The organism is Escherichia sp. WS568 (assembly GCF_046486085.1).
Classification (GTDB): Bacteria; Pseudomonadota; Gammaproteobacteria; order Enterobacterales; family Enterobacteriaceae; genus Escherichia; species Escherichia coli.
Genome location: NZ_JBJQMC010000021.1, coordinates 52,883 through 76,729, shown reverse-complemented (window position 1 = coordinate 76,729; position 23,847 = coordinate 52,883). Strand labels below are relative to the sequence as shown.

General features: G+C 48.8%; 18 protein-coding genes and 1 pseudogene. 8 read left to right on the top strand and 11 right to left on the bottom strand.

Annotated features, from left to right (window positions below; genetic code table 11):
- The first annotated feature begins 400 nt into the window (after positions 1–400).
- Positions 401–4,654 (top strand): inverse autotransporter adhesin FdeC, encoded by a 4,254-nt coding sequence (fdeC, locus tag ACJHWR_RS20010; protein ID WP_000092565.1) that lies wholly within the window; start codon positions 401–403, stop codon positions 4,652–4,654.
- A 120-nt stretch (positions 4,655–4,774) separates the two neighbouring features.
- Here fdeC and ACJHWR_RS20005 read toward each other — a convergent pair whose 3' ends face one another.
- A complete protein-coding gene (locus tag ACJHWR_RS20005) occupies positions 4,775–5,632 on the bottom strand; it encodes a helix-turn-helix domain-containing protein (RefSeq protein ID WP_000621000.1) in 858 nt (285 codons plus the stop codon).
- 247 nt (positions 5,633–5,879) lie between these two features.
- Here ACJHWR_RS20005 and ACJHWR_RS20000 point away from each other — a divergent pair, with 247 nt between their 5' ends.
- The gene (locus ACJHWR_RS20000; RefSeq protein ID WP_012311960.1) at positions 5,880–6,749 is read left to right on the top strand and encodes an aldo/keto reductase; all 870 of its coding nucleotides are present in this window, start codon (positions 5,880–5,882) and stop codon (positions 6,747–6,749) included.
- A 161-nt stretch (positions 6,750–6,910) separates the two neighbouring features.
- Here ACJHWR_RS20000 and rclC read toward each other — a convergent pair whose 3' ends face one another.
- The 3 genes from rclC to rclA all read right to left on the bottom strand — a co-directional run bounded on the left by rclC (position 6,911) and on the right by rclA (position 9,186).
- Positions 6,911–7,504 (bottom strand): reactive chlorine species resistance protein RclC, encoded by a 594-nt coding sequence (rclC, locus tag ACJHWR_RS19995; RefSeq protein WP_001361806.1) that lies wholly within the window; start codon positions 7,502–7,504, stop codon positions 6,911–6,913.
- Between the two features lie 11 nt (positions 7,505–7,515).
- Entirely contained in the window at positions 7,516–7,752 is a 237-nt protein-coding gene (gene rclB / locus ACJHWR_RS19990) for a reactive chlorine resistance periplasmic protein RclB (RefSeq protein WP_000474078.1), read from the bottom strand.
- Positions 7,753–7,860: 108 nt separating this feature from the next.
- A complete protein-coding gene (gene rclA, locus ACJHWR_RS19985) occupies positions 7,861–9,186 on the bottom strand; it encodes a reactive chlorine resistance oxidoreductase RclA (RefSeq protein ID WP_001046324.1) in 1,326 nt (441 codons plus the stop codon).
- A 226-nt stretch (positions 9,187–9,412) separates the two neighbouring features.
- Between rclA and rclR the strand changes: the two genes are divergently transcribed.
- The 4 genes from rclR (at position 9,413) to ACJHWR_RS19965 (ending at position 13,638) form a co-directional block, all read left to right on the top strand.
- Positions 9,413–10,267 (top strand): reactive chlorine-specific transcriptional regulator RclR, encoded by an 855-nt coding sequence (rclR, locus tag ACJHWR_RS19980; protein ID WP_000339603.1) that lies wholly within the window; start codon positions 9,413–9,415, stop codon positions 10,265–10,267.
- A gap of 525 nt (positions 10,268–10,792) precedes the next feature.
- Positions 10,793–11,512: a (Fe-S)-binding protein gene (locus tag ACJHWR_RS19975; RefSeq protein ID WP_001102127.1), complete on the top strand. Its 720-nt coding sequence runs from the start codon at positions 10,793–10,795 to the stop codon at positions 11,510–11,512.
- A gap of 10 nt (positions 11,513–11,522) precedes the next feature.
- Entirely contained in the window at positions 11,523–12,950 is a 1,428-nt protein-coding gene (locus tag ACJHWR_RS19970) for a LutB/LldF family L-lactate oxidation iron-sulfur protein (RefSeq protein WP_000023924.1), read from the top strand.
- The gene (locus tag ACJHWR_RS19965) at positions 12,943–13,638 is read left to right on the top strand and encodes a lactate utilization protein C (protein WP_000370410.1); all 696 of its coding nucleotides are present in this window, start codon (positions 12,943–12,945) and stop codon (positions 13,636–13,638) included. The genes ACJHWR_RS19970 and ACJHWR_RS19965 overlap by 8 nt, the downstream gene beginning before the upstream one ends.
- A gap of 73 nt (positions 13,639–13,711) precedes the next feature.
- Here the strand turns inward: ACJHWR_RS19965 and ACJHWR_RS19960 are convergent, their stop codons facing one another.
- The 5 genes and pseudogenes from ACJHWR_RS19960 to betI all read right to left on the bottom strand — a co-directional run bounded on the left by ACJHWR_RS19960 (position 13,712) and on the right by betI (position 17,945).
- On the bottom strand, positions 13,712–13,909 hold the full coding sequence (locus ACJHWR_RS19960; protein ID WP_012311773.1) for a hypothetical protein: 198 nt from the start codon (positions 13,907–13,909) through the stop codon (positions 13,712–13,714).
- A 1-nt stretch (position 13,910) separates the two neighbouring features.
- Positions 13,911–13,976, bottom strand: a pseudogene (locus ACJHWR_RS19955) (hypothetical protein); the annotation flags it as partial.
- 193 nt (positions 13,977–14,169) lie between these two features.
- Entirely contained in the window at positions 14,170–15,858 is a 1,689-nt protein-coding gene (gene betA, locus ACJHWR_RS19950; protein ID WP_023141610.1) for a choline dehydrogenase, read from the bottom strand.
- A 13-nt stretch (positions 15,859–15,871) separates the two neighbouring features.
- Entirely contained in the window at positions 15,872–17,344 is a 1,473-nt protein-coding gene (gene betB, locus ACJHWR_RS19945; RefSeq protein ID WP_000089074.1) for a betaine-aldehyde dehydrogenase, read from the bottom strand.
- A 13-nt stretch (positions 17,345–17,357) separates the two neighbouring features.
- Positions 17,358–17,945, bottom strand: coding sequence for a transcriptional regulator BetI (gene betI, locus ACJHWR_RS19940; protein WP_001543524.1), 588 nt, complete (start codon positions 17,943–17,945; stop codon positions 17,358–17,360).
- 128 nt (positions 17,946–18,073) lie between these two features.
- Here betI and betT point away from each other — a divergent pair, with 128 nt between their 5' ends.
- Positions 18,074–20,107 (top strand): choline BCCT transporter BetT, encoded by a 2,034-nt coding sequence (gene betT / locus ACJHWR_RS19935; protein WP_000131029.1) that lies wholly within the window; start codon positions 18,074–18,076, stop codon positions 20,105–20,107.
- Positions 20,108–20,982: 875 nt separating this feature from the next.
- Entirely contained in the window at positions 20,983–22,071 is a 1,089-nt protein-coding gene (gene pdeL, locus ACJHWR_RS19930; RefSeq protein ID WP_001305451.1) for a DNA-binding transcriptional activator/c-di-GMP phosphodiesterase PdeL, read from the top strand.
- 41 nt (positions 22,072–22,112) lie between these two features.
- On the opposite strand, the gene ACJHWR_RS19925 is transcribed toward pdeL, so the two are convergent.
- Together ACJHWR_RS19925 and ACJHWR_RS19920 are read right to left on the bottom strand one after the other, a co-directional pair.
- Entirely contained in the window at positions 22,113–23,045 is a 933-nt protein-coding gene (locus tag ACJHWR_RS19925; protein WP_001084388.1) for a LysR substrate-binding domain-containing protein, read from the bottom strand.
- A gap of 91 nt (positions 23,046–23,136) precedes the next feature.
- Entirely contained in the window at positions 23,137–23,634 is a 498-nt protein-coding gene (locus tag ACJHWR_RS19920) for a DUF1097 domain-containing protein (RefSeq protein ID WP_001013882.1), read from the bottom strand.
- Between the last annotated feature and the right edge of the window lie 213 nt (positions 23,635–23,847).

Here is a 23,847-nt window from a genome sequence, read left to right as displayed (position 1 = left end):
AAAATGAATATCCATAAAAAATATATTGGTTTATCCTGGCGTATATACCTACTTCGACGTATTTCCAATAGTTGCTAATTAAAGGCAGGTCATTATTATTCACTCTGAATAATGAATTATTCACTGTCCGCAGAGTAAGAAATATAACTTAGGTATCTATTTAATGACTTGCACAAAAAGCTAAATTTTTACTCATAAATAAAAATATAATCCCGCGCCCAACCACCTGATGAGTGGCTCCAGGCACTGGATATATTAGGTGGCGGTGTACTTTCTTACATAAAGGTATTTCCTTTTCTGCGGAAAAGGAAACCGGGAAATCCCCGGTTTTTCTGACAAGCAGACGCCATTATTTGTGTCTGCCTATGTTCGTTAATTCGTTCATCAGGAAATTATCTCAATGTCACGTTATAAAACAGGTCATAAACAACCACAATTTCGTTATTCAGTTCTGGCCCGCTGCGTGGCGTGGGCAAATATCTCTGTTCAGGTTCTTTTTCCACTCGCTGTCACCTTTACCCCAGTAATGGCGGCACGTGCGCAGCATGCGGTTCAGCCACGGTTGAGCATGGGAAATACTACGGTAACTGCTGATAGTAACGTGGAGAAAAATGTCGCGTCGTTTGCCGCAAATGCCGGGACATTTTTAAGCAGTCAGCCAGATAGCGATGCGACACGTAATTTTATTACCGGAATGGCCACCGCTAAAGCTAACCAGGAAATACAGGAGTGGCTCGGGAAATATGGTACAGCGCGCGTCAAACTGAATGTCGATAAAGATTTCTCGCTGAAGGATTCTTCGCTGGAAATGCTTTATCCGATTTATGATACGCCGACAAATATGTTGTTCACTCAGGGGGCAATACATCGTACAGACGATCGTACTCAGTCAAATATTGGTTTTGGCTGGCGTCATTTTTCAGGAAATGACTGGATGGCGGGGGTGAATACTTTTATCGATCATGATTTATCCCGTAGTCATACCCGCATTGGTGTTGGTGCGGAATACTGGCGCGATTATTTGAAACTGAGCGCCAATGGTTATATTCGGGCTTCTGGCTGGAAAAAATCGCCGGATATTGAGGATTATCAGGAACGCCCGGCGAATGGTTGGGATATCCGCGCAGAGGGCTATTTACCTGCCTGGCCGCAGCTTGGCGCAAGCCTGATGTATGAACAGTATTATGGCGATGAAGTCGGGCTGTTTGGTAAAGATAAACGCCAGAAAGACCCGCATGCTATTTCTGCCGAGGTAACCTATACACCAGTGCCTCTTCTGACACTGAGCGCCGGGCATAAGCAGGGCAAGAGCGGTGAGAATGACACTCGCTTTGGCCTGGAAGTTAACTACCGAATTGGCGAACCTTTGGCGAAACAACTCGATACGGATAGCATTCGCGAGCGTCGAATGCTGGCAGGCAGCCGCTATGACCTGGTTGAGCGTAATAACAACATCGTTCTTGAGTATCGCAAATCTGAAGTGATCCGTATTGCTCTGCCTGACCGTATTGCAGGTAAGGGCGGGCAGACGGTTTCCCTGGGACTTGTGGTGAGTAAAGCAACTCACGGTCTGAAAAATGTTCAATGGGAAGCGCCGTCTTTGCTGGCCGCAGGCGGAAAAATTACGGGGCAGGGTAATCAGTGGCAAGTGACGCTCCCGGCTTACCAGGCAGGCAAAGACAATTATTATGCGATTTCTGCGGTTGCCTACGATAACAAAGGCAATGCCTCAAAACGCGTGCAGACAGAGGTGGTCATTACCGGAGCAGGTATGAGTGCCGAGCGCACGGCGTTAACGCTTGACGGTCAGAGCCGTATTCAAATGCTTGCTAACGGTAGTGAGCAAAAGCCACTGGTGCTTTCTCTGCGAGACGCCGAGGGGCAGCCAGTCACGGGCATGAAAGATCAGATCAAGACTGAGCTGACGTTCAAGCCAGCTGGAAATATTGTGACTCGTACCCTGAAGGCCACTAAATCACAGGCACAGCCAACACTGGGTGAGTTCACCGAAACTGAAGCAGGGGTGTATCAGTCTGTCTTTACTACCGGAACGCAGTCAGGTGAGGCAACGATTACTGTTAGCGTTGATGACATGAGCAAAACTGTCACTGCAGAACTGCGGGCCACGATGATGGATGTGGCAAACTCCACCCTGAGCGCTAACGAGCCGTCAGGTGATGTGGTTGCTGATGGTCAGCAATCCCACACGCTGACGCTTACTGCGGTGGATACTGATGGTAACCCGGTGACGGGAGAAGCCAGCCGCCTGCGACTTGTTCCGCAAGACACTAATGGTGTAACCGTTGGTGCCATTTCGGAAATAAAACCAGGGGTTTACAGCGCCACGGTTTCTTCGACCCGTGCCGGAAACGTTGTTGTGCGTGCCTTCAGCGAGCAGTATCAGCTGGGCACATTACAACAAACGCTGAAGTTTGTTGCCGGGCCGCTTGATGCAGCACATTCGTCCATCACCCTGAATCCTGATAAACCGGTGGTTGGCGGTACAGTTACGGCAATCTGGACGGCAAAAGATGCCTATGACAACCCTGTGACCAGCCTCACGCCGGAAGCGCCGTCATTAGCGGGTGCTGCGGCTGTAGGTTCTACGGCATCTGGCTGGACAAATAATGGTGATGGAACGTGGACTGCGCAGATTACTCTCGGCTCTACGGCGGGTGAATTAGACGTTATGCCGAAGCTAAATGGACAGGATGCGGCAGCAAATGCGGCAAAAGTAACCGTGGTGGCTGATGCATTATCTTCAAACCAGTCGAAAGTCTCTGTCGCAGAAGATCACGTAAAAGCCGGTGAAAGCACAACCGTAACGCTTATTGCAAAAGATGCACATGGCAACGCTATCAGTGGTCTTTCCCTGTCGGCAAGCCTGACGGGTGCTGCGTCTGAAGGGGCGACTGTTTCCAGTTGGACCGAAAAAGGTGATGGTTCCTATGTCGCTACGCTGACAACAGGTGGAAAGACGGGTGAGCTTCTCGTCATGCCGCTATTCAACGGCCAGCCAGCAGCCACCGAAGCCGCGCAGCTGACTGTTATTGCCGGAGAGATGTCATCAGCGAACTCTACGCTTGTTGCGGACAATAAGGCTCCGACCGTCAAAGCGACGACGGAACTTACCTTCACCGCGAAGGATGCGTATGGGAACCCTGTTAGTGGCCTGAAGCTCGATGCACCAGTGTTTAGCGGTGCCGCCAGCACGGGATCAGAGCGACCTTCAGCAGGAAGCTGGACAGAGCAAAGTAATGGGGTCTACGTGGCGACCTTAACGCTGGGATCGGCTGCAGGCCAGCTATCAGTCATGCCGCGCGTGAACGGCCAAAATGCCGTTGCTCAACCACTGGTGCTGAATGTTGCTGGTGACGCATCTAAGGCTGAGATTCGTGATATGACAGTGAAGGTTGATAACCAGCTGGCAAATGGACAGTCGACTAACCAGGTAACCCTGACCGTTGTGGACACCTATGGTAACCCGTTGCAGGGGCAAGAAGTTACGCTGACTTTACCGCAGGGTGTGACCAGCAAGACGGGGAATACAGTAACAACCAATGCGGCAGGTAAAGCGGATATTGAGTTGATATCAACCGTTGCAGGGGAACTTGAAATCGCGGCCGCGGTGAAAAACTCTCAGAAGACGGTCACGGTGAAATTCAACGCGGATGCCAGCACCGGTCAGGCAAACCTGCAGGTAGACGCCGCTGCTCAAAAAGTGGCAAACGGCAAAGATGCCTTTACGCTGACGGCGAACGTTGAGGATAAAAATGGTAACCCTGTTCCAGGGAGCCTGGTGACCTTTAATCTGCCCCGGGGTGTCAAGCCGCTTACAGGCGATAATGTCTGGGTGAAAGCCAACGATGAGGGGAAAGCAGAGTTGCAGGTGGTTTCCGTGACTGCCGGAACCTATGAGATCACGGCATCGGCAGGAAATGACCAGCCTTCGGATGCGCAGACTATAACGTTTGTAGCCGATAAGACTACCGCAACCGTCTCCGGTATTGAGGTGATTGGCAACTATGCTCTGGCGGACGGCAAAGCCAAACAGACGTATAAAGTTACGGTGACTGATGCCAATAACAACCTGTTGAAAGATAGCGAGGTGACGCTGACTGCCAGCCCGGCAAATTTAGCTCTGGATCCCGATGGGACGGCGAAAACTAATGAGCAAGGGCAGGCTATTTTCACCGCCACGACCACTGTCGCGGCGAAATATACACTCACGGCGAAAGTGGAACAGGCCAACGGTCAGGAATCGACGAAAACTGCTGAATCTAAATTCGTCGCGGATGATAAAAACGCGGTGCTCGCCGCATCATCTGATGTGACTTCTCTGGTGGCGGATGGGGTACAGACCGCAACAATGACGGTTACCCTGTTCTCGGCAAATAACCCTGTTGGGGGGAATGTGTGGGTCGACATTGAGGCTCCGGAAGGAGTGACGGAGAAGGATTATCAATTCCTGCCGTCGAAAAATGACCATTTCGTGAGCGGAAAAATCACGCGTACATTTAGTACCAACAAGCCAGGTACATACACATTCACATTCAACTCTTTGACATATGGAGGGTATGAAATGAAACCAGTGACTGTGACCATTACCGCGGTGGATGCCAATACGGCAACGGGCGAGGAGGCGATGAAATAATATTAAGAGTATGAAAGTAACATTCTAATAAACAATAATGGCGTTGACATCTTCAACGCCATTATTTATTGAATTGCCTGACAGTAGTCTCGTTATAAATTCATTTAGATATAGCGATAACTAAACCGGACGAACAGGGATAAATATTTCGCAAACAACATCATTGCTATCCTTTTCTACGAAATCTTCATTGTAATAAAATCGCTCAATATCACTGCCGTTCATTCTGGCTAACCTCCTGGCGGGTAATTCCATCAGATAGAGGTTTCGCGTCCATTCAGGGTAGAGCTCCCACTCACCTTCATAGCGGAAAGAGGCATACAGTCCTCGGTTAATTGTCCACTCTTTCGACATCTCTGAATCGGTTTCTTTGCATACCGTACCGGCAAAAGTTTCAACTGTGAGCAAATCGACCGATTTTGTTGACGGTTCGAACGTGGAGACGAAATAGATATCCGTCTTAAAATTCTTCATACATCTGACTAAATGATGACGTCGCAGTTTGACTTCTTCATCCGGTGATTTATTCGACACTTCAATATAATATTTAAATGAATTGCCAAAAATAGGTGTCTCAGGAAAGTTGACTAATCTACACTCCGTCTTTTGCTGTTGACGTATTAAAAAAGAAGGGAAGATATTTGCGAGATCCCAATAATCACGGTGGCGGTATTCACGGGGAGAGCAGCCGAATAACTTTTTAAATTCTCGGCTGAATGATTGCTGTGAATCAAAATGCAAAGAGAGTGCAATATCAAGCATAGATTTCGCGGAGAGCCGGACAAGAATGGCGGCACGACAAAGCCTTCGTTTGCGAATGTATTCTCCCAAAGGCACATGCATGAAATTTCGGAACAGAAGCTGGATGTTGCGTCTGCTGTAGCCAGATTTCTGTGCGATATCTTCGATTGAAATAGGGTGCTCAAGATTGCACTCAATCCACTCCAGGAGCTGCTGTAGAATCTTCTGCCTGATCATCACATACTCCGTTAATTCTTTGTCATATCGCACATTTTCGTTATGTCCTGGGCCCTAAGTGTATCAAAAACAGCAAGTCCCAAGGCAAAAGCACTGATAGCGTCTGCTTCATTGCCCCAAAAATAGAGAGGTTTCAGTCCTACATTATTAATGAATTTTTTGCATAAGTGATATCAAAATCCACATACTAATTTGAGGTTACGTTTTAACGTAGACTCATTGTTCATACCTAATGGAGGGACTGACAGTGGAATTTTCCGTATTAAGTAACAATCTGAAAATGCCGATGATGGGATTTGGTGTTTTTCAGGTTACCGATAAAGACGTGTGTAAACAGTCAGTGTTGAATGCTATCCGCACGGGTTATCGACTCATCGACACTGCAGCGGTATACGGTAATGAAGATGCCGTCGGTGAAGCCGTTCGTGAAGCCATATCTGAAGGTTTATGTACCCGAGAAGAGTTATTTATAACGTCTAAATTGTGGGTGCAGGATATGTTGAATCAGGATATTGCAGCAGCAGGTATTGAAGCATCATTAAAAAAATCGGGGCTAGAATACTTCGATCTCTATTTATTGCACCAGGCCATGCGCGATTATTTTAGTGCGTGGCGTGCACTCGAAGATGCCTATGAAGAGGGCAAATTAAAAGCGATTGGGGTTTCCAATTTCTACCCTCATGTTCTGGCGAACTTTTGTGAAACGGTAAGAGTTAAACCGATGGTCAACCAGGTCGAGTTGCATCCCTATTTTGCCCAACCAGAGGCGCTGGCAACCATGAAGTATTATAACGTGCAGCCTGAAGCATGGGCTCCGTTAGGTGGTGGACGACATAAACCCTTTGAAAATAATCTGCTTCAGAGTATTGCAGATGCCCATCAAAAATCGATTTCTCAAGTCATTCTGCGTTGGAATATTCAACGGGGAGTGGTCGTTATTCCGAAATCGACACATCAACAGCGTATCGAAGAAAATTTTGCTATCTGGGATTTCTCACTGACAGAGAAAGAAATGGCGCAAATTAGTTCGCTAGATTTGGGTTATGTTGGCGAATCGGTAAAACATTTTAATCCTGAGTTTGTTCGTGGTTGTCTTGCTGTAAAAACACATGGTTGATATTAATCACTTATTTTACCTGAGATGACATAAATGTTTTAATAAGGGAGTTATATTGAACCTTACATTGTCCTGTTTCAGGTAATATGGCGTCAGGCTTCACCCATTAGCAAGGAAAGCCTGACGCCTGAAAAAGTGAACAACAGACAGTGTTCGGATTATCAATATTCAGTTTTTAACGTTGAACTGGATTCATTACTGCGTTGTTTAAGAATGTCCCGCGCCGAATCTGCCATTATCATGACAGCTCCTGCCAGCATCAGAGTATCTTTCAATACCAGACGACCAGCACCGGATAAATAAGGGAAACCATGATGAGCATCACCCAATGCGGGTACCCATGCTTCCGGAGTGGTGATTAAAAATGAGAGTGTTACCAGCGGCGTGGTAAATGCCATCAGCCCACCCAATAAACCTAACCAGCGATTGACAGGATTAGCCAAAACCAGCAGAGCAATAATCACCTCCACGACGCCAAGACCGTTGGAAAAACCATAGGTATTATTAGCCGTTTGCCATGCTCTTGCTTCTGGTTTGTATTCGCCTTCGTGAGTCAGATACTGTTTATAGTCTTCTGGGTGTTCATAAAAGAACGACATTAGTGGACTGTTTGCGACGAATGGTGTAATGCTGTCTGCCTCATAAGGGACAAACTTTAATAACCCAATCCACATAAAAACAATCGCAATACTCAGACGAATCAATGTCAGGCCAATTTTATCTCCCCGACTTAACAGGTGCAGGTATTTCTCCATTGTAAACATCCTTATTTATACAATACTGCTGTTGCGGTTGAATTATTATCAATTCGCATCGATGTGACTTTCCAGGATGAAGCATTATATTTTCTGGCCATATCAGCAATGGCATCCTCAAGAACTGTCGGTGATGCTGATACTGACGAGACGCTGATATGTTTCAGAATTATTTTATCATCTGCATTGGTGGAAAATGCCATAACGCCAGATAATAGTGTTGCAAATAAAACAGATTTTTTAAACATATAAAATACCATCAATGAAGTGATTAAGAAGTTATAAAGTAACAGGGAATTAATAAGATTCTTTTCTCTGAGACGCCAGAATATTTGTTCTGGCGTCTGATTTTGAGTTTATTTGACTAATGAAAATAGATCATTGAGTGATTCGCTCATCGACGGATGAGTAAATATCTGATCGCGTAATATGCTATAAGGCAGCCCGGCATCCATCACCATTTTCACTATATTGATCATCTCGTGGGAGTCAACACACAGCAGTGATGCCCCTAATATACGTTGGGTTTTATTATCAACAATCGCTTTTAATACCCCACGAGTATCATTCATCACTCTGGCACGCGGAATTGCAGCTACAGGCAATGTCACCACCTGAATATCAGCACCACTCTCTCTGGCCTGTTCTTCTGTCATACCAACCCTGGACAGTGGCGGTGTCATGAATACGGAATAAGGCACATTTTTCCGATCATCAGTACTACGTCTGCCTTCTCCCAGCAATTCATCACGCACAATGCGGTAATCATCCAGTGAAATGTAAGTAAATTGCAGCCCGCCGGTAACATCTCCCATCGCCCAAATATTGTTTGCGGTGGTATGTAATTGCTTGTCAACGACAATTGCCCCGCGCTCGTTTACTGCGATACCTGCATTTTCTGGATGTAACGAAGCGGTAGCCGGTTGACGACCGGAAGCTATTAACAGTGCATCCACCGCCAGTTGGGCGTGCTCGCTATGCACTTGCACTTGATTTTCATGGTGACTGATTCGCTCCACATGGGCATTGAGGATTATATCGACGCCCTGATCGCGTAAAATCGTCGCGATATTATCAGCAATATCCCGATCTTCCCGAGGCAAAAACAGCGAAGCTGCCTCTAAAATGGTTACTTTGCTGCCAAAATTAGCGAATATAGAGGCGAACTCAACGCCAATATATCCGCCGCCCAAAATACCTAAATGTGCAGGCAATTCTTTTAGATTAAGTAATCCGGTGCTGTCATATACACCAGGCGTGGTGGTAATTCCAGGAATTGGCGGAACCACGGTTTGTGCACCGGTATTAATAAAAATTTTCTCGCCATGAATCTCCTGATTTCCCTCAGGCCGATGAACACGCAGGCTATGATTATTGATAAACTCCGCCTGGCCGTCGATCACGTCGATATTGGGCATATCCGCAAGATTATGAAAATTCTTATTACGTAAAAAATTAACCACTTCATTTTTACGCTGTATGGCACGGACAAAATCTGTGTGCTGCTGTGCGTCATGAACCAATGTTTTGGTTGGGATACAGCCGATATTAATACAGGTCCCGCCATACATTGCATTTGATTGTTCGATGAGAGCCACACGCCAACCTGCTTTTGCCAGCGTGACGGCTAATGTTTTTCCAGCCTTGCCAAAACCAATAATAACTGCCTGATATTTATTCATGATGATTTCCTGTCGAAACGCGTTCATTTGACATCATGACTATAGACGCAAAAGAGCAAATAACATTTCTTCACAACGCTTGATATTTTGTCTTATCGTCTGGTATTTTCTTTTTCTTAATCAGAATCACAAAACAAAAATCATGATTAACTATTTGATGGTATTAGATTAATTATTGACTAAGATTGTTGGTGTTTGTAATCAAAAAACCACTCAGGAGTCTGATATGGATGCTCTTAGCCGTTTGTTGATGCTTAACGCTCCACAAGGAACGATCGATAAGAATTGCGTGTTAGGAAGTGACTGGCAACTTCCACATGGTGCCGGGGAATTGTCGGTTATTCGTTGGCATGCGTTAACGCAAGGAGCGGCGAAGCTGGAAATGCCGACGGGAGAGATTTTTACATTACGCCCGGGAAATGTGGTCCTGCTACCACAAAATTCAGCTCATCGCCTGAGTCATGTCGATAATGAATCGACCTGTATTGTCTGTGGCACTCTTCGACTGCAACATTCGGCGCGTTATTTTTTAACGTCTTTGCCGGAAACGCTGTTTGTAGCACCAGTGAACCATAGCGTGGAATATAACTGGCTGAGGGAGGCGATCCCGTTTTTACAACAGGAATCCAGATCGGCAATGCCGGGAGTGGATGCTCTGTGTAGCCAGATCTGCGCTACATTCTTTACCCTCGCGGTGCGTGAGTGGATTGCACAGGTTAATACAGAGAAAAACATTCTCAGTTTGCTTCTGCATCCACGTCTTGGTGCGGTAATACAGCAAATGCTGGAAATGCCAGGACACGCCTGGACCGTCGAATCGCTGGCCAGCATCGCCCACATGTCCCGGGCAAGTTTTGCCCAGCTTTTCCGCGATGTTTCCGGAACCACGCCGCTGGCTGTATTAACAAAGTTGCGTCTACAAATAGCGGCCCAGATGTTTTCCCGGGAAATGCTCCCTGTTGTGGTGATCGCTGAGTCAGTAGGCTATGCCAGTGAATCATCTTTTCACAAGGCGTTTGTCCGCGAGTTTGGTTGTACTCCGGGAGAATATCGGGAAAGGGTCAGACAGCTTGCACCCTGAATAAAATCGCCAGAAATCGGGGCAAAGATAATCCGCATTCCGGGAGTTGTGAGCCTTTCGACTATTTCTATTTCCAACGGTGGTTTTGGGCTTTATATATTTTTTTGATGGACTCTAGTTCAGTTTTTAAATAAAAATGCAAACTAAATTGCTTCAATTAACTAAAATCCCGACTATTACTTGATACGTGATTATTGTCGGTGATTTTTTTGTACACCATCAGTGTATATCTCAATAACCCCTGAATAAGTAGCTCTGAATAGGTATAAGGGATGTAGCCTTTTTAAATGGATTTCTTATGTCAAAAATGATCGTCGATTTCCCTATAAAATGTGAGCGATGCCGAAAGAAATAAAATTAGTTATTGCATTTGAAGTTTAGATGAAATATTATCATTTGTCATACAAATGAGGGGTGGTATGTTGCTAGCCAATTAAAAAAGAACGCCATATTTATTGATGATTGATCCCCCGGAAGGGGGGAACCATCGGGCATAAATGGGTATGAAGTAATGGAGTATTAGTTGTGAATGTCAATTTCTTTGTCACCTGTATTGGTGACGCCCTGAAATCAAGAATGGCACGAGACTCCGTGCTGCTACTGGAAAAACTCGGCTGTCGCGTAAATTTCCCGGAGAAACAGGGATGCTGCGGTCAGCCTGCGATCAATAGTGGTTATATCAAAGAAGCGATTCCAGGGATGAAAAATCTGATCGCCGCACTGGAGGATAACGACGATCCCATTATTTCACCGGCTGGCTCTTGCACCTATGCCGTAAAAAGTTACCCGACGTATCTGGCGGATGAACCTGAATGGGCATCACGTGCCGAAAAGGTTGCCGCGCGTATGCAGGATCTCACCTCTTTTATTGTTAATACATTAGGGGTAGTCGATGTAGGTGCCAGTTTGCAAGGGAGAGCGGTGTATCACCCATCTTGTAGCCTGGCCCGTAAGCTGGGGGTGAAGGACGAACCACTTACGCTGCTGAAAAATGTGCGTGGACTGGAGCTGTTGACCTTTGCTGAACAGGATACCTGCTGCGGATTTGGCGGCACGTTCTCGGTTAAAATGGCCGAAATATCCGGCGAGATGGTGCAAGAAAAGGTTGCGCACCTGATGGAAGTCCGCCCTGAGTATTTAATAGGTGCTGACGTGAGTTGCCTGCTGAACATCAGTGGGCGATTACAACGGGAAGGGCAGAAAGTCAAAGTGATGCATATTGCTGAAGTGTTGATGAGCCGCTGAGGATATAAAGATGTCGATCAAAACCAGTAATACAGATTTTAAGACACGCATCCGTCAGCAAATTGAAGATCCGATCATGCGCAAAGCGGTGGCAAACGCGCAGCAGCGTATCGGGGCAAATCGGCAAAAAATGGTCGATGAATTGGGGCACTGGGAGGAGTGGCGCGATCGGGCCGCCCAGATACGTGATCATGTTCTGAGTAATCTCGACGCTTATCTGTACCAGCTCTCAGAAAAAGTGACGCAAAACGGCGGTCACGTCTATTTTGCAAAAACCAAAGAAGACGCTACCCGCTACATTTTACAGGTTGCCCAACGCAAAAATGCCCGGAAGGTGGTGAAATCTAAATCGATGGTGACCGAAGAGATTGGTGTCAATCATGTGTTGCAGGATGCTGGCATTCAGGTGATTGAAACCGATCTGGGTGAATACATTCTCCAGCTGGATCAAGATCCGCCCTCTCATGTTGTGGTCCCGGCAATTCATAAAGATCGCCATCAGATCCGTCGGGTGCTACACGAACGTCTGGGCTATGAGGGGTCGGAAACGCCTGAAGCAATGACCTTATTCATCCGGCAAAAAATCCGCGAAGATTTCCTCAGTGCTGAAATAGGTATTACCGGCTGTAATTTCGCGGTGGCAGAGACCGGTTCGGTATGCCTGGTGACCAATGAAGGTAATGCGCGAATGTGTACCACGCTGCCTAAAACGCATATTGCAGTGATGGGAATGGAGCGTATTGCCCCCACGTTTGCCGAGGTAGATGTATTGATCACCATGCTGGCGCGCAGTGCCGTTGGTGCACGTTTGACGGGATACAACACCTGGCTGACAGGACCGCGCGAAGCGGGGCACGTTGATGGTCCTGAAGAGTTTCATCTGGTTATTGTCGATAACGGGCGTTCTGAGGTGCTGGCCTCTGAATTTCGGGATGTGCTGCGCTGTATTCGCTGCGGGGCTTGTATGAATACTTGTCCGGCATATCGCCATATTGGCGGTCATGGATATGGCTCTATTTATCCAGGGCCAATTGGTGCGGTGATTTCTCCGCTACTTGGCGGCTATAAAGATTTTAAAGATTTACCCTACGCCTGCTCTTTATGCACCGCTTGTGACAGCGTGTGTCCGGTGCGTATTCCGCTGTCAAAACTGATTTTGCGTCATCGTCGGGTGATGGCTGAAAAAGGGATCACCGCAAAAGCAGAGCAACGGGCGATAAAAATGTTCGCTTATGCCAATAGTCATCCAGGATTGTGGAAAGTCGGGATGATGGCCGGCGCTCATGCGGCAAGCTGGTTTATCAATGGCGGCAAAACACCACTCAAATTTGGCGCGATTAGCGACTGGATGGAAGCACGCGATCTTCCTGAAGCTGACGGAGAGAGTTTCCGTAGTTGGTTTAAGAAACATCAGGCGCAGGAGAAAAAGAATGGATAATCGGAGCGAATTTTTGAATAACGTTGCTCAGGCACTGGGTCGCCCGCAGCGACTTGAACCGCAAGCAGAAGATGCGCCGCTTAACAACTATGCTAACGAGCGGCTTACCGAACTTAACCAACAGCAGCGCTGTGACGCGTTTATCCAGTTTGCCAGCGATGTTATGTTGACGCGCTGTGAACTGACCAGCGAGGCGCAGGCCGCAGAAGCTGCAATACGTCTGTGTAAAGAGCTGGGAGATCAGTCGATCGTGATTAGCGGTGACACGAGGCTGGAGGAATTGGGGATTAGCGAACGTTTGCAGCAGGAATGCAATGCCGTTGTTTGGGATCCGGCGAAAGGTATTGAGAACATATCACAAGCAGAGCAGGCTAAAGTGGGCGTCGTATATGCTGAATATGGTTTAACCGAATCGGGAGGCGTGGTTCTTTTTTCCGCCGCCGGGCGCGGGCGTTCATTGAGCCTGCTCCCGGAATCTTCTCTTTTTATCCTGCGTAAAAGCACTATCCTGCCGCGTGTAGCGCAACTCGCAGAAAAATTGCATCAGAAAGCGCAGGCCGGTGAACGAATGCCTTCCTGCATTAACATCATTAGCGGCCCCAGTTCAACGGCGGATATTGAGCTTATCAAAGTCGTCGGAGTTCATGGCCCGGTGAAAGCGGTGTATCTGATTATTGAGGATTGTTGAGAGAGATATGAAGTCTGGACATAAACCTGAAGAAGGCATACGAGGTTGAAAATAGCGTTTAGGACAACCTGACTTAACCCCGTTCCGTCATGGTTATGCTGCTCTTCTGTAAATATCCTGGCATTACTAATGCCAGGATATTTAAATTGAAAAAGACAGGCATCCATTCCTGAAAACGGGTTCCCTTCCCGGTCATTGTCACTTCAGCTTTATACAGGCACTCTCTATCAGAATGCTGTTTATTACTGCCCAGAGTTTTGTTGGTATTCATCTACCTTTTTCTTCAGATAAAATAAAATCTCAATCAGATCGATATCCTGTTTGATTTGTTCACTCATAATATATCCAGAAAATAAAATCTGCCGCAGATAAATGAATTAATAGTCTGTATCAGGAATGTTCGGGTTAAATATCAGCAAAAAGCCAGCATCATGAATACTGGATATGAAGCATGAGAGTTACCTCAGTGTTTTATATAAGGATTCGGTCCTCATAGTAGAACGGTAACTCTCAATCTGATAGGTTCCTGAGTCAGTTCACATCACGACTCATTTTTTTCGCTCTCACCGGCATCCCATTTGCCACATAATATCCCGCCGTGCTCCTCGGCAACGCATCCTTCCCGCGAATCATATCCGCCATTTTCTCGCCAATCATAATCGTCGTGGCGTTCAGATTGCCGGTGATAATCTGCGGCATAATTGACGCATCGACTACGCGTAATCCTTCCAGCCCGTGCACGCGGCCTTCGCCATCCACAACGGACATCTCGTCGTACCCCATTTTGCACGTACCGCATGGGTGGAAGGCGGTTTCGGCGTGATTACGCACAAACTCATCGAGCTGCTCATCCGTCTGGCATTCGACACCGGGGCTGATTTCGCGGCCACGATACTGATCCAGCGCCGGTTGATGCATGATCTCCCGGGTGATGCGAATTGCGTCGCGGAACTCCTGCCAGTCCTGCTCGTGCGACATGTAGTTAAACAGAATCGCTGGATGCTGGTGCGGGGCGCGGGATTTAATCCGCACATGCCCACGGCTTGGCGAGCGCATCGATCCGACGTGGCACTGGAAGCCGTGCTCTTTCACTGCGTTCGAGCCGTTATAGTTAATCGCCACTGGCAGGAAATGGTACTGAATATTCGGCCACGCAAATTCCTCACGGCTGCGAATAAATCCGCCTGCTTCAAAGTGGTTGCTGGCACCAATGCCGGTGCCGCCAAACAGCCACTCCGCACCGATTTTCGGCTGATTCCACCACTGCAGGGCAGGGTAGAGGGAAACCGGTTCTTTGCACTCATATTGCAGATACATCTCCAGGTGATCCTGAAGATTTTCGCCGACGCCAGGTAATTCATGCACCAGCGGAATATCAAACTCCGCCAGCAGTCCAGCGTTGCCGACGCCGGAGCGTTGCAGGATCTGCGGTGAAGCAATCGCGCCTGCACATAACAGCACTTCTTTATTCGCCGCCGCGCGGGTCGGAATGGTGCTGTCGCCTTCCAGCCACTCGACGCCCACCGCGCGTTTGCCGTCAAAAATGATGTGATCGGTCATGGCGTGAGTACGAATGGTCAGGTTAGAGCGCGATTTGGCCTGATCGAGATAGCCACGCGCGGTGCTGGCGCGACGGCCATGCGGCGTGACGGTGCGATCCATCGGGCCAAAACCTTCTTGCTGATAGCCGTTGAGATCGTCCGTGCGCGGGTAGCCCGCCTGCACGCCCGCTTCAATCATCGCTTCAAACAGCGGATTGACGCCGGGTTTGGAGGTGGTGACGCTCACCGGGCCGTCGCCGCCGTGGTAGTCGTTCTCGCCCACGTCGCGAGTCTCGGCCTTGCGGTAGTAGGGCAGACAGTCGAGGTAGCTCCAGTTCTCCAGACCGGGTTCTTGCGCCCAGTTATCGAGATCCAGCGCGTTACCACGGATGTAACACATGCCGTTGATCAGCGATGAACCGCCCAGACCTTTGCCGCGTCCGCACTCCATGCGGCGGTTGTTCATAAACGGTTCGGGTTCCGTCTCATAGGCCCAGTTGTAGCGTTTGCCCTGTAGCGGGAACGCCAGCGCGGCGGGCATCTGGGTGCGGAAGTCAAAGCGATAGTCCGGGCCGCCTGCTTCAAGCAGCAGCACGGTTGTGTTCGGATCTTCAGTCAGACGGGTAGCGAGGACGTTGCCGGCTGAGCCGGCACCAATAATGATGTAGTCAAATTGCAAATAAACCTCCTGGTTAGAATATGGACTGGAATTTAGCCATCTCAACCTGGATGGACTTCACCTGGGTGTAACTCTGGAGCGTCATCACGCCGTTCTCGCGACCAATGCCGGAGTGTTTGTAGCCGCCAACGGGCATCTCTGCCGGGGATTCGCCCCAGGTGTTGATCCAGCAAATACCCGCTTCCAGCTGATGAATGACGCGATGCGCGAGGTTCAGGTCCGCCGTCACGATACCCGCCGCCAGACCGTAGTCGGTATCGTTAGCGCGGCGAATCACTTCGTCCTCAGATTCATAAGTGAGAAGCGACATCACCGGACCGAAGATCTCTTCGCGCACGATGGTCATTTCGTCGCGGCAATCGGTGAACACGGTCGGTGCAACCCATGCGCCGTTATCGAAGCCATCGCCTTTCAGTACATCGCCGCCGCACAGTACGCGCGCGCCTTCCTCTTTGCCTTTGGCGATGTAACGCAGCACGTTATCGCGATGCGGGAAGCTGACCAGCGGGCCAAAGTTAGTTTGCGGATCGAAAACGTCGCCCGCGCGAATGCGCTCAACGCGCGCCAGAATCTTTTGTTCAAATGCGGCTTTGCATTTCGCCGGAACGAAGACGCGGGTGCCGTTGGTACACACCTGACCGGAGCTGAAGAAATTCGCCATCATGGCGATATCGGCGGCGAGATCGAGATCCGCATCGTCAAAAACGATCAGCGGTGATTTACCGCCCAGCTCCATGGTCACTTCTTTCAGGGAGGAAGCCGCCGAGTTAGCCATCACTTTTTTGCCGCTGGCGACACCGCCGGTAAATGACACTTTGGCAATGCCCGGATGCTCGGTCAGATACTGCCCGGTCTCCGCGCCCACGCCCGGCAACACGTTAAATACGCCGTCCGGCAGGCCCGCTTCGCTGTAAATTTCGGCCAGCTTTAACGCGGTAAGCGGGGTGACTTCGCTCGGTTTGAAAATCATTGCATTGCCTGCCGCCAGCGCTGGGGCGGATTTCCACAGGGCAATCTGAATCGGGTAGTTCCATGCGCCAATCCCTGCCACTACGCCCAGCGGTTCGCGGCGGGTATAAACAAATGACGTCTCACGCAACGGGATCTGGCTGCCTTCCAGCGCCGGGATCAGCCCGGCGTAGTACTCCAGCACGTCCGCACCGGTAACGATATCGACGGTTGAGGTTTCCGAATATGCTTTTCCGGTGTCGAGGGTTTCCAGTTTTGCGAGTTCGTCATTGCGTTCACGTAGAATATCAACGGCCCGACGCAGAATACGCGAGCGTTCCATAGCGGTCATCGCCGCCCAGATTTTTTGCCCCTGTTGGGCACTCTTCACGGCGCGATCGACATCCTCGCGCCCGGCGGCCTGCACGGTCGCCAGCACGTTACCGTTGGCCGGGTTAATGGTCTCGAAGGTGCGACCGCTGGTGGCGGATGTATAACCACCATGTATATAAAGCTGCTGTTCTGCCATTCGGGACATCACGTCTCCTCGGTTAATCGGTGGGTAAATGCTGAGTAATAAAGTGACGGGTCAGCGAGTGTGCGAGAGGTTTATCCAGCGGTTTGCCGCTCAGTGCCGCGCGCAGCCATAATCCGTCAATCAGCGCGGCAAGTCCGTAGCCCGCTTCCTGCGCCTGTTGGCGCGGTAACTCGCGGTGAAATTCGCTCACCAGATTCGACAATAAGCGGCGGCTACTGACCTGCTGCAAGCGATAGAGCATCGGCTGATGCATACTGCTGGCCCAGAACGCCAGCCAGGCTTTCATCGCCGCACTGCTCACCTGCGTTTCGTCGAAGTTTCCGCCAACAATCGCCTGTAATCGCTGCTCTGCACTGCCCTGCGGAAGTGCATGTAATCGATTCAAAACCGCGTCACGCAGCTGACTGGTGATATCGCGCATGGTTGCTTCCAGCAGACCATTTTTGTCCCTGAAATAGTGGCTGATGATCCCCGTAGAAACGCCTGCACGGCGGGCGATCTGCGCGATCGTTGCATCGTGCATGCCCACTTCATTTATTGCTTCCAGCGTGGCGTCGATCAGTTGTCTGCGCCGGATCGACTGCATCCCCAATTTGGGCATTTTCGCCACTCCATTCATCAGCGTTGTTTATCTATTAAAGCGGTTATTGATTGGACGTTCAATATAAAATGTGTCTTAATTGTTACGAATTTGATTTTAAATGGTAACAATAACAGTGGGGATACTGGATGACAGACCTTTCACACAGCAGGGAAAAGGACAAAATCAATCCGGTGGTGTTTTACACTTCCGCCGGACTGATTTTGTTGTTTTCCCTGACAACGATCCTGTTTCGCGACTTCTCGGCCCTGTGGATTGGACGCACGCTGGACTGGGTCTCTAAAACCTTCGGTTGGTACTATCTGCTGGCGGCAACGCTCTATATTGTCTTTGTGGTCTGCATCGCTTGTTCGCGTTTTGGTTCGGTGAAGCTCGGGCCAGAACAATCAAAACCGGAATTCAGTCTGCTGAGTTGGGCGGCGATGCTGTTTGCTGCCGGGATCGGTATCGACCTGATGTTCTTCTCCGTAGCCGAACCGGTAACGCAGTATATGCAGCCGCCGGAAGGCGCGGGTCAGACGATTGAGGCCGCGCGTCAGGCGATGGTCTGGACGCTGTTTCACTACGGCTTAACCGGCTGGTCGATGTATGCGCTGATGGGCATGGCGCTCGGATACTTTAGTTATCGTTATAATTTGCCGCTCACCATCCGCTCGGCGCTGTACCCGATCTTCGGTAAACGGATTAACGGGCCGATAGGTCACTCAGTGGATATTGCAGCGGTGATCGGCACCATCTTCGGTATTGCCACTACGCTCGGTATCGGTGTGGTGCAGCTTAACTATGGCTTGAGCGTACTGTTTGATATTCCCGATTCAATGGCGGCGAAAGCGGCACTGATCGCCTTGTCGGTGATCATCGCCACGATCTCTGTCACCTCCGGTGTCGATAAGGGGATTCGTGTGTTATCGGAACTTAACGTTGCGCTGGCGCTGGGATTGATCCTTTTCGTGCTGTTTATGGGCGACACCTCGTTCCTGCTTAATGCGCTGGTGCTGAACGTTGGCGACTATATGAATCGCTTTATGGGCATGACGCTCAACAGTTTTGCCTTCGACCGTCCGGTTGAGTGGATGAATAACTGGACGCTCTTCTTCTGGGCATGGTGGGTGGCATGGTCGCCGTTTGTTGGCTTGTTCCTGGCGCGTATCTCGCGTGGGCGTACCATTCGCCAGTTCGTGCTGGGCACGTTGATTATTCCGTTTACCTTCACGCTGTTATGGCTCTCGGTGTTCGGCAATAGCGCGCTGTATGAAATCATCCACGGCGGCGCGGCATTTGCCGAGGAAGCGATGGTCCATCCGGAGCGCGGCTTCTACAGCCTGCTGGCGCAGTATCCGGCGTTTACCTTTAGCGCCTCCGTCGCCACCATTACTGGCCTGCTGTTTTATGTGACCTCGGCGGACTCCGGGGCGCTGGTGCTGGGGAATTTCACCTCGCAGCTTAAAGATATCAACAGCGACGCCCCCGGCTGGCTGCGCGTCTTCTGGTCGGTGGCGATTGGCCTGCTGACGCTCGGCATGCTGATGACCAACGGGATATCCGCGCTGCAAAACACCACGGTGATTATGGGCCTGCCGTTCAGCTTTGTGATCTTCTTCGTGATGGCGGGGTTGTATAAATCTCTGAAGGTAGAAGATTACCGCCGTGAAAGTGCCAACCGCGATACCGCACCGCGACCGCTGGGGCTTCAGGATCGCCTGAGCTGGAAAAAACGTCTCTCGCGCCTGATGAATTATCCGGGCACGCGTTACACTAAACAGATGATGGAGACGGTCTGTTACCCGGCAATGGAAGAAGTGGCGCAGGAGTTGCGGTTGCGCGGCGCGTACGTGGAGCTAAAAAGCCTGCCGCCGGAAGAGGGACAACAGTTGGGGCATCTGGATTTGTTGGTGCATATGGGCGAAGAGCAAAACTTTGTCTATCAGATTTGGCCGCAGCAATATTCGGTGCCGGGCTTTACCTACCGCGCACGTAGCGGTAAATCGACCTACTACCGGCTGGAAACCTTCCTGTTAGAAGGCAGCCAGGGCAACGACCTGATGGACTACAGCAAAGAGCAGGTGATCACCGATATTCTTGACCAGTACGAGCGGCATCTTAACTTTATCCATCTCCATCGTGAAGCGCCGGGCCATAGCGTGATGTTCCCGGACGCGTGATTGTTTTTGCATAAAACCGCGCCATGTCTGCATATGGCGCGGTTTCTCTTACCTCTTGATACGTTATATCTGTACAGTTAAGCCCTTAGTATCGATTGATGATTGCCAGGCAACAGATAATAAAAAAGAAAAGAACTATTGAAGCCCAAAACCTACGTTTGGACTGTTGTGAATGTTCAATAAGCTTAGTCTTATTTAATGTAAATATTGGTGCTAATTTGAAATGACGCTTTATTCATGGGGAACGCGTAGCGCAAATCAACTAAAATCAATGTAACCGTTTGTTGTTTAAGGTTTAATTGTCTGTGTCTGATATTTTATTGATTGTTTTAAATATTGTTTTTATTGTCATTGTTATAATGTTGGCTATCTATTGCTGAATGGATTCAGTCTTAAAAAGCAGGTTGTTAAGGGATAGGCATAGAGTAATGACGTGTATGCATAACCAACATCTTTACTCATTATGTCATTGAATGTTGACGCTATGTGTTTATGAGGTTGAGGTATTTTCAGTTGATCTGGATTGTTAAATTCATATAATGCGCCTTTACTCATGAATGGGCGTCAATACGTAGTGGGAAATTATAAATATCGAAATAGTCCAACTACTTCTTTATTACCAAAAATGAGTATCTGAATTTTAATATTGCATTCTTGCGTGATTATCTCCTGAGTTTGACTTGTGATTACCTTTTTAAGGTATTTAGCGTAACTGTTTTTGAGCGAGCATCAGAGGTAAAGATAATCTTCTTGATAGTGATGTGGGATGTTATACGTATGGCATCGCTAATGTTTATGGTTACCCCTTATGTGTGCTCAGGAATCCACAGGTAATCACTCATACTGAACAGCGATAAAAGATAAAAGGTGTGTTCATGAATTCATGTGATTTTCGTGTTTTTCTGCAAGAGTTCGGTACAACGGTTCATTTGTCATTGCCTGGTAGCGTATCCGAGAAAGAACGACTGCTACTCAAGCTGCTGATGCAGGGAATGTCTGTAACAGAAATATCACAGTACAGAAATCGCAGTGCAAAGACCATTTCACATCAAAAGAAACAGCTCTTTGAGAAACTGGGGATTCAGAGCGATATTACTTTCTGGCGGGATATTTTCTTTCAGTACAATCCGGAGATCATATCCGCCACGGGTAATAATAGTCACAAATATATTAATGATAATCACTATCACCATATCGTCACGCCTGAAGCCATCAGTCTGGCGTTGGAAAACCATGAATTTAAACCGTGGATCCAACCGGTTTTCTGCGCGCAGACTGGGGTACTGACGGGCTGTGAGGTGCTTGTCCGCTGGGAACATCCACAAACGGGAATTATCCCACCGGATCAGTTTATTCCTCTGGCGGAGTCATCTGGTCTTATCGTCATAATGACTCGCCAGTTGATGAAACAGACTGCGGATATTCTGATGCCGGTAAAACATTTGCTGCCGGACAATTTCCATATTGGCATCAACGTCTCGGCGGGTTGTTTTTTGGCCGCAGGATTTGAAAAAGAGTGTCTGAACCTGGTTAAGAAATTAGGTAACGATAAAATCAAACTGGTTCTTGAGCTGACGGAACGTAACCCTATTCCGGTAACGCCAGAAGCCAGAGCGATATTTGACAGCCTTCATCAGCACAACATTACCTTTGCGCTGGATGACTTTGGTACGGGTTATGCGACCTATCGTTACTTGCAGGCGTTCCCGGTCGATTTTATTAAGATCGATAAGTCATTTGTGCAAATGGCGAGCGTGGACGAAATATCCGGTCATATTGTGGACAATATTGTCGAACTGGCGCGTAAGCCTGGTCTGAGTATCGTGGCGGAAGGGGTAGAAACCCAGGAGCAGGCGGATTTAATGATCGGCAAAGGAGTTCACTTTTTGCAGGGCTATTTGTACTCTCCGCCAGTACCGGGTAATAAATTTATCTCTGAATGGGTAATGAAAGCAGGTGGTTGATGTAAACCGCTATTCACAGCGCATCGGGAGGTTGGCAGCGATTAATTCTCCCGATGCAGTAAATCCTGATAGATCCCCGTTAATATGCCATTTGGCGCAAATTGCTTTTTAATCCACTGCGTCACCTGACCCGTAGCAGAATGCTGAGTTGCGAGTAACATGCGTGAATCCTGGCGCGGATTATGGATTTGTCGGGTAACCAGCAGGGATTGCGCCATCGCCTCACGGACCATGTAATCCGGCAAAAAACCAATTCCTTCACCTAAAATCTGGCACTGACATTTGGTGTTGAAATCTGGCACCAGAATCGACTCCTGCCCATGCAGCAACCAGCCCACTTTTTTATTAATCGTATGCGCGGTGTCTTCCACCATGATATTAGGATAGAGACGCAGCTGGCTTTCGGCGATGGGTTCCGGCACAAAGGCTAACGGGTGATCCGGGGCGATAGCAAAAGCCCAGCGAATCGCGCCAATCTCCGTGTAATCAATGCCGCCGCCGTCCAGCAGTGTGTCGGGCGCGCCGATAGCAATATTCGCCTGATTATTAATAATCGCATCCCAGACGCCGTTATACACTTCGGTCGTCACGGTAATCTGGCAGGTTGGAAACTGCTTTTTCAGTACCTGTAATAAGCGTGCGGTGTGTTTGGGCGTATAAAGCAGTTGGTTAATACAAATGCGCACCCGTGCTTCTATACCCTGCGAAATAGTATCGATGCTGCGTTTGATGGCGTGAAAATCATTCAGCAGGTCGGTAGCTTTGCGGAAAAAATAACGCCCGGACTCCGTTAACTCAATGCTTCGGGTACTGCGAGTGAACAGCACCACATCCAGCCCTGTTTCCATTCGCTTGATGGTGTAGCTAATGGCGGAAGTGGTTAAACCCAACTCTTCTGCTGCTTTACTGAAACTGCCAAAACGCGCAGCGGTAGTAAATGCCAACAGATTCTCTTCGGTAAAAATTGAGTTCATTAAACCATTCCCGCCATTATCGAATATGAATTTCTCCAGCCATGACTGTAGAGGTATCGGTTAAAGATAGATAATCATTTTTGAATAACTTTTAATACCCGTCGCGTTTAGTCGTCGCTTCGCTTAATTTTTGTCCGCCATATTCTGAAATTATCCCCACGCAGTTACCCGCCAGAAAACCCAGTAACGTCACCGTCCAGTTCATCCCGCTGGCAAAAAATAGCGTCATGCCGAGAAAGCCTCCGGGAATAAAAGACAATAAACCGAAACGTCCTTGCCAGACCACCACCGCCGAGAAGGGTACAGTCATAATCACGCTCGCCCAGAACGTGGACAATCCACTCACCGAGGCCAGCCAACCGGCAGCCAGCGCGGCGAAAAACGCCCACACCATCCCGGAATAATTAACCGCCAGGCTTCTGATAAACCCCGATTTACCGCCGCCTGCGGCATAAAAACTGCAAAAGGCGACGAAGCCAATGGTTCCTAATAATTCCCATCCCTGAGAGAGCCCGACATGTGAAGACACTAACTGCCAAAGCCCTGCACAAATACCGACGGTGACACCCGTTGCCGTGAGTCCGTTCATCTTGTTCCCCTCTGGTTAGACATGGACGAAAGCTACTCTTACATGTGCAGACTATAGAGAAATAAAACCTGATTGAGTGAAAGGGTATCGGGTCAAAGAAACAAATATTGCATTACCGCACACTGCGAAAAGATTGTTGAACATCATTCAACAAAAAGGCGAAATACGGCGAATTAAATTTAAGCGGGTTCTTTTATCAGATTATCGTTGCTA

Bases quoted from the DNA above. Each gene is read 5' to 3' on its own strand.
- ACJHWR_RS19960 (WP_012311773.1), bottom strand. From the start codon at position 13,909: ATGAATACCAACAAAACTCTGGGCAGTAATAAACAGCATTCTGATAGA.
- rclB (WP_000474078.1), bottom strand. From the start codon at position 7,752: ATGTTTAAAAAATCTGTTTTATTTGCAACACTATTATCTGGCGTTATG.
- rclR (WP_000339603.1), top strand. From the start codon at position 9,413: ATGGATGCTCTTAGCCGTTTGTTGATGCTTAACGCTCCACAAGGAACG.
- pdeL (WP_001305451.1), top strand. From the start codon at position 20,983: ATGAATTCATGTGATTTTCGTGTTTTTCTGCAAGAGTTCGGTACAACG.
- betT (WP_000131029.1), top strand. From the start codon at position 18,074: ATGACAGACCTTTCACACAGCAGGGAAAAGGACAAAATCAATCCGGTG.
- betB (WP_000089074.1), bottom strand. From the start codon at position 17,344: ATGTCCCGAATGGCAGAACAGCAGCTTTATATACATGGTGGTTATACA.
- fdeC (WP_000092565.1), top strand. From the start codon at position 401: ATGTCACGTTATAAAACAGGTCATAAACAACCACAATTTCGTTATTCA.
- betI (WP_001543524.1), bottom strand. From the start codon at position 17,945: ATGCCCAAATTGGGGATGCAGTCGATCCGGCGCAGACAACTGATCGAC.
- ACJHWR_RS20005 (WP_000621000.1), bottom strand. From the start codon at position 5,632: ATGATCAGGCAGAAGATTCTACAGCAGCTCCTGGAGTGGATTGAGTGC.
- ACJHWR_RS19970 (WP_000023924.1), top strand. From the start codon at position 11,523: ATGTCGATCAAAACCAGTAATACAGATTTTAAGACACGCATCCGTCAG.
- rclA (WP_001046324.1), bottom strand. From the start codon at position 9,186: ATGAATAAATATCAGGCAGTTATTATTGGTTTTGGCAAGGCTGGAAAA.
- rclC (WP_001361806.1), bottom strand. From the start codon at position 7,504: ATGGAGAAATACCTGCACCTGTTAAGTCGGGGAGATAAAATTGGCCTG.
- ACJHWR_RS19920 (WP_001013882.1), bottom strand. From the start codon at position 23,634: ATGAACGGACTCACGGCAACGGGTGTCACCGTCGGTATTTGTGCAGGG.
- ACJHWR_RS19925 (WP_001084388.1), bottom strand. From the start codon at position 23,045: ATGAACTCAATTTTTACCGAAGAGAATCTGTTGGCATTTACTACCGCT.
- ACJHWR_RS19965 (WP_000370410.1), top strand. From the start codon at position 12,943: ATGGATAATCGGAGCGAATTTTTGAATAACGTTGCTCAGGCACTGGGT.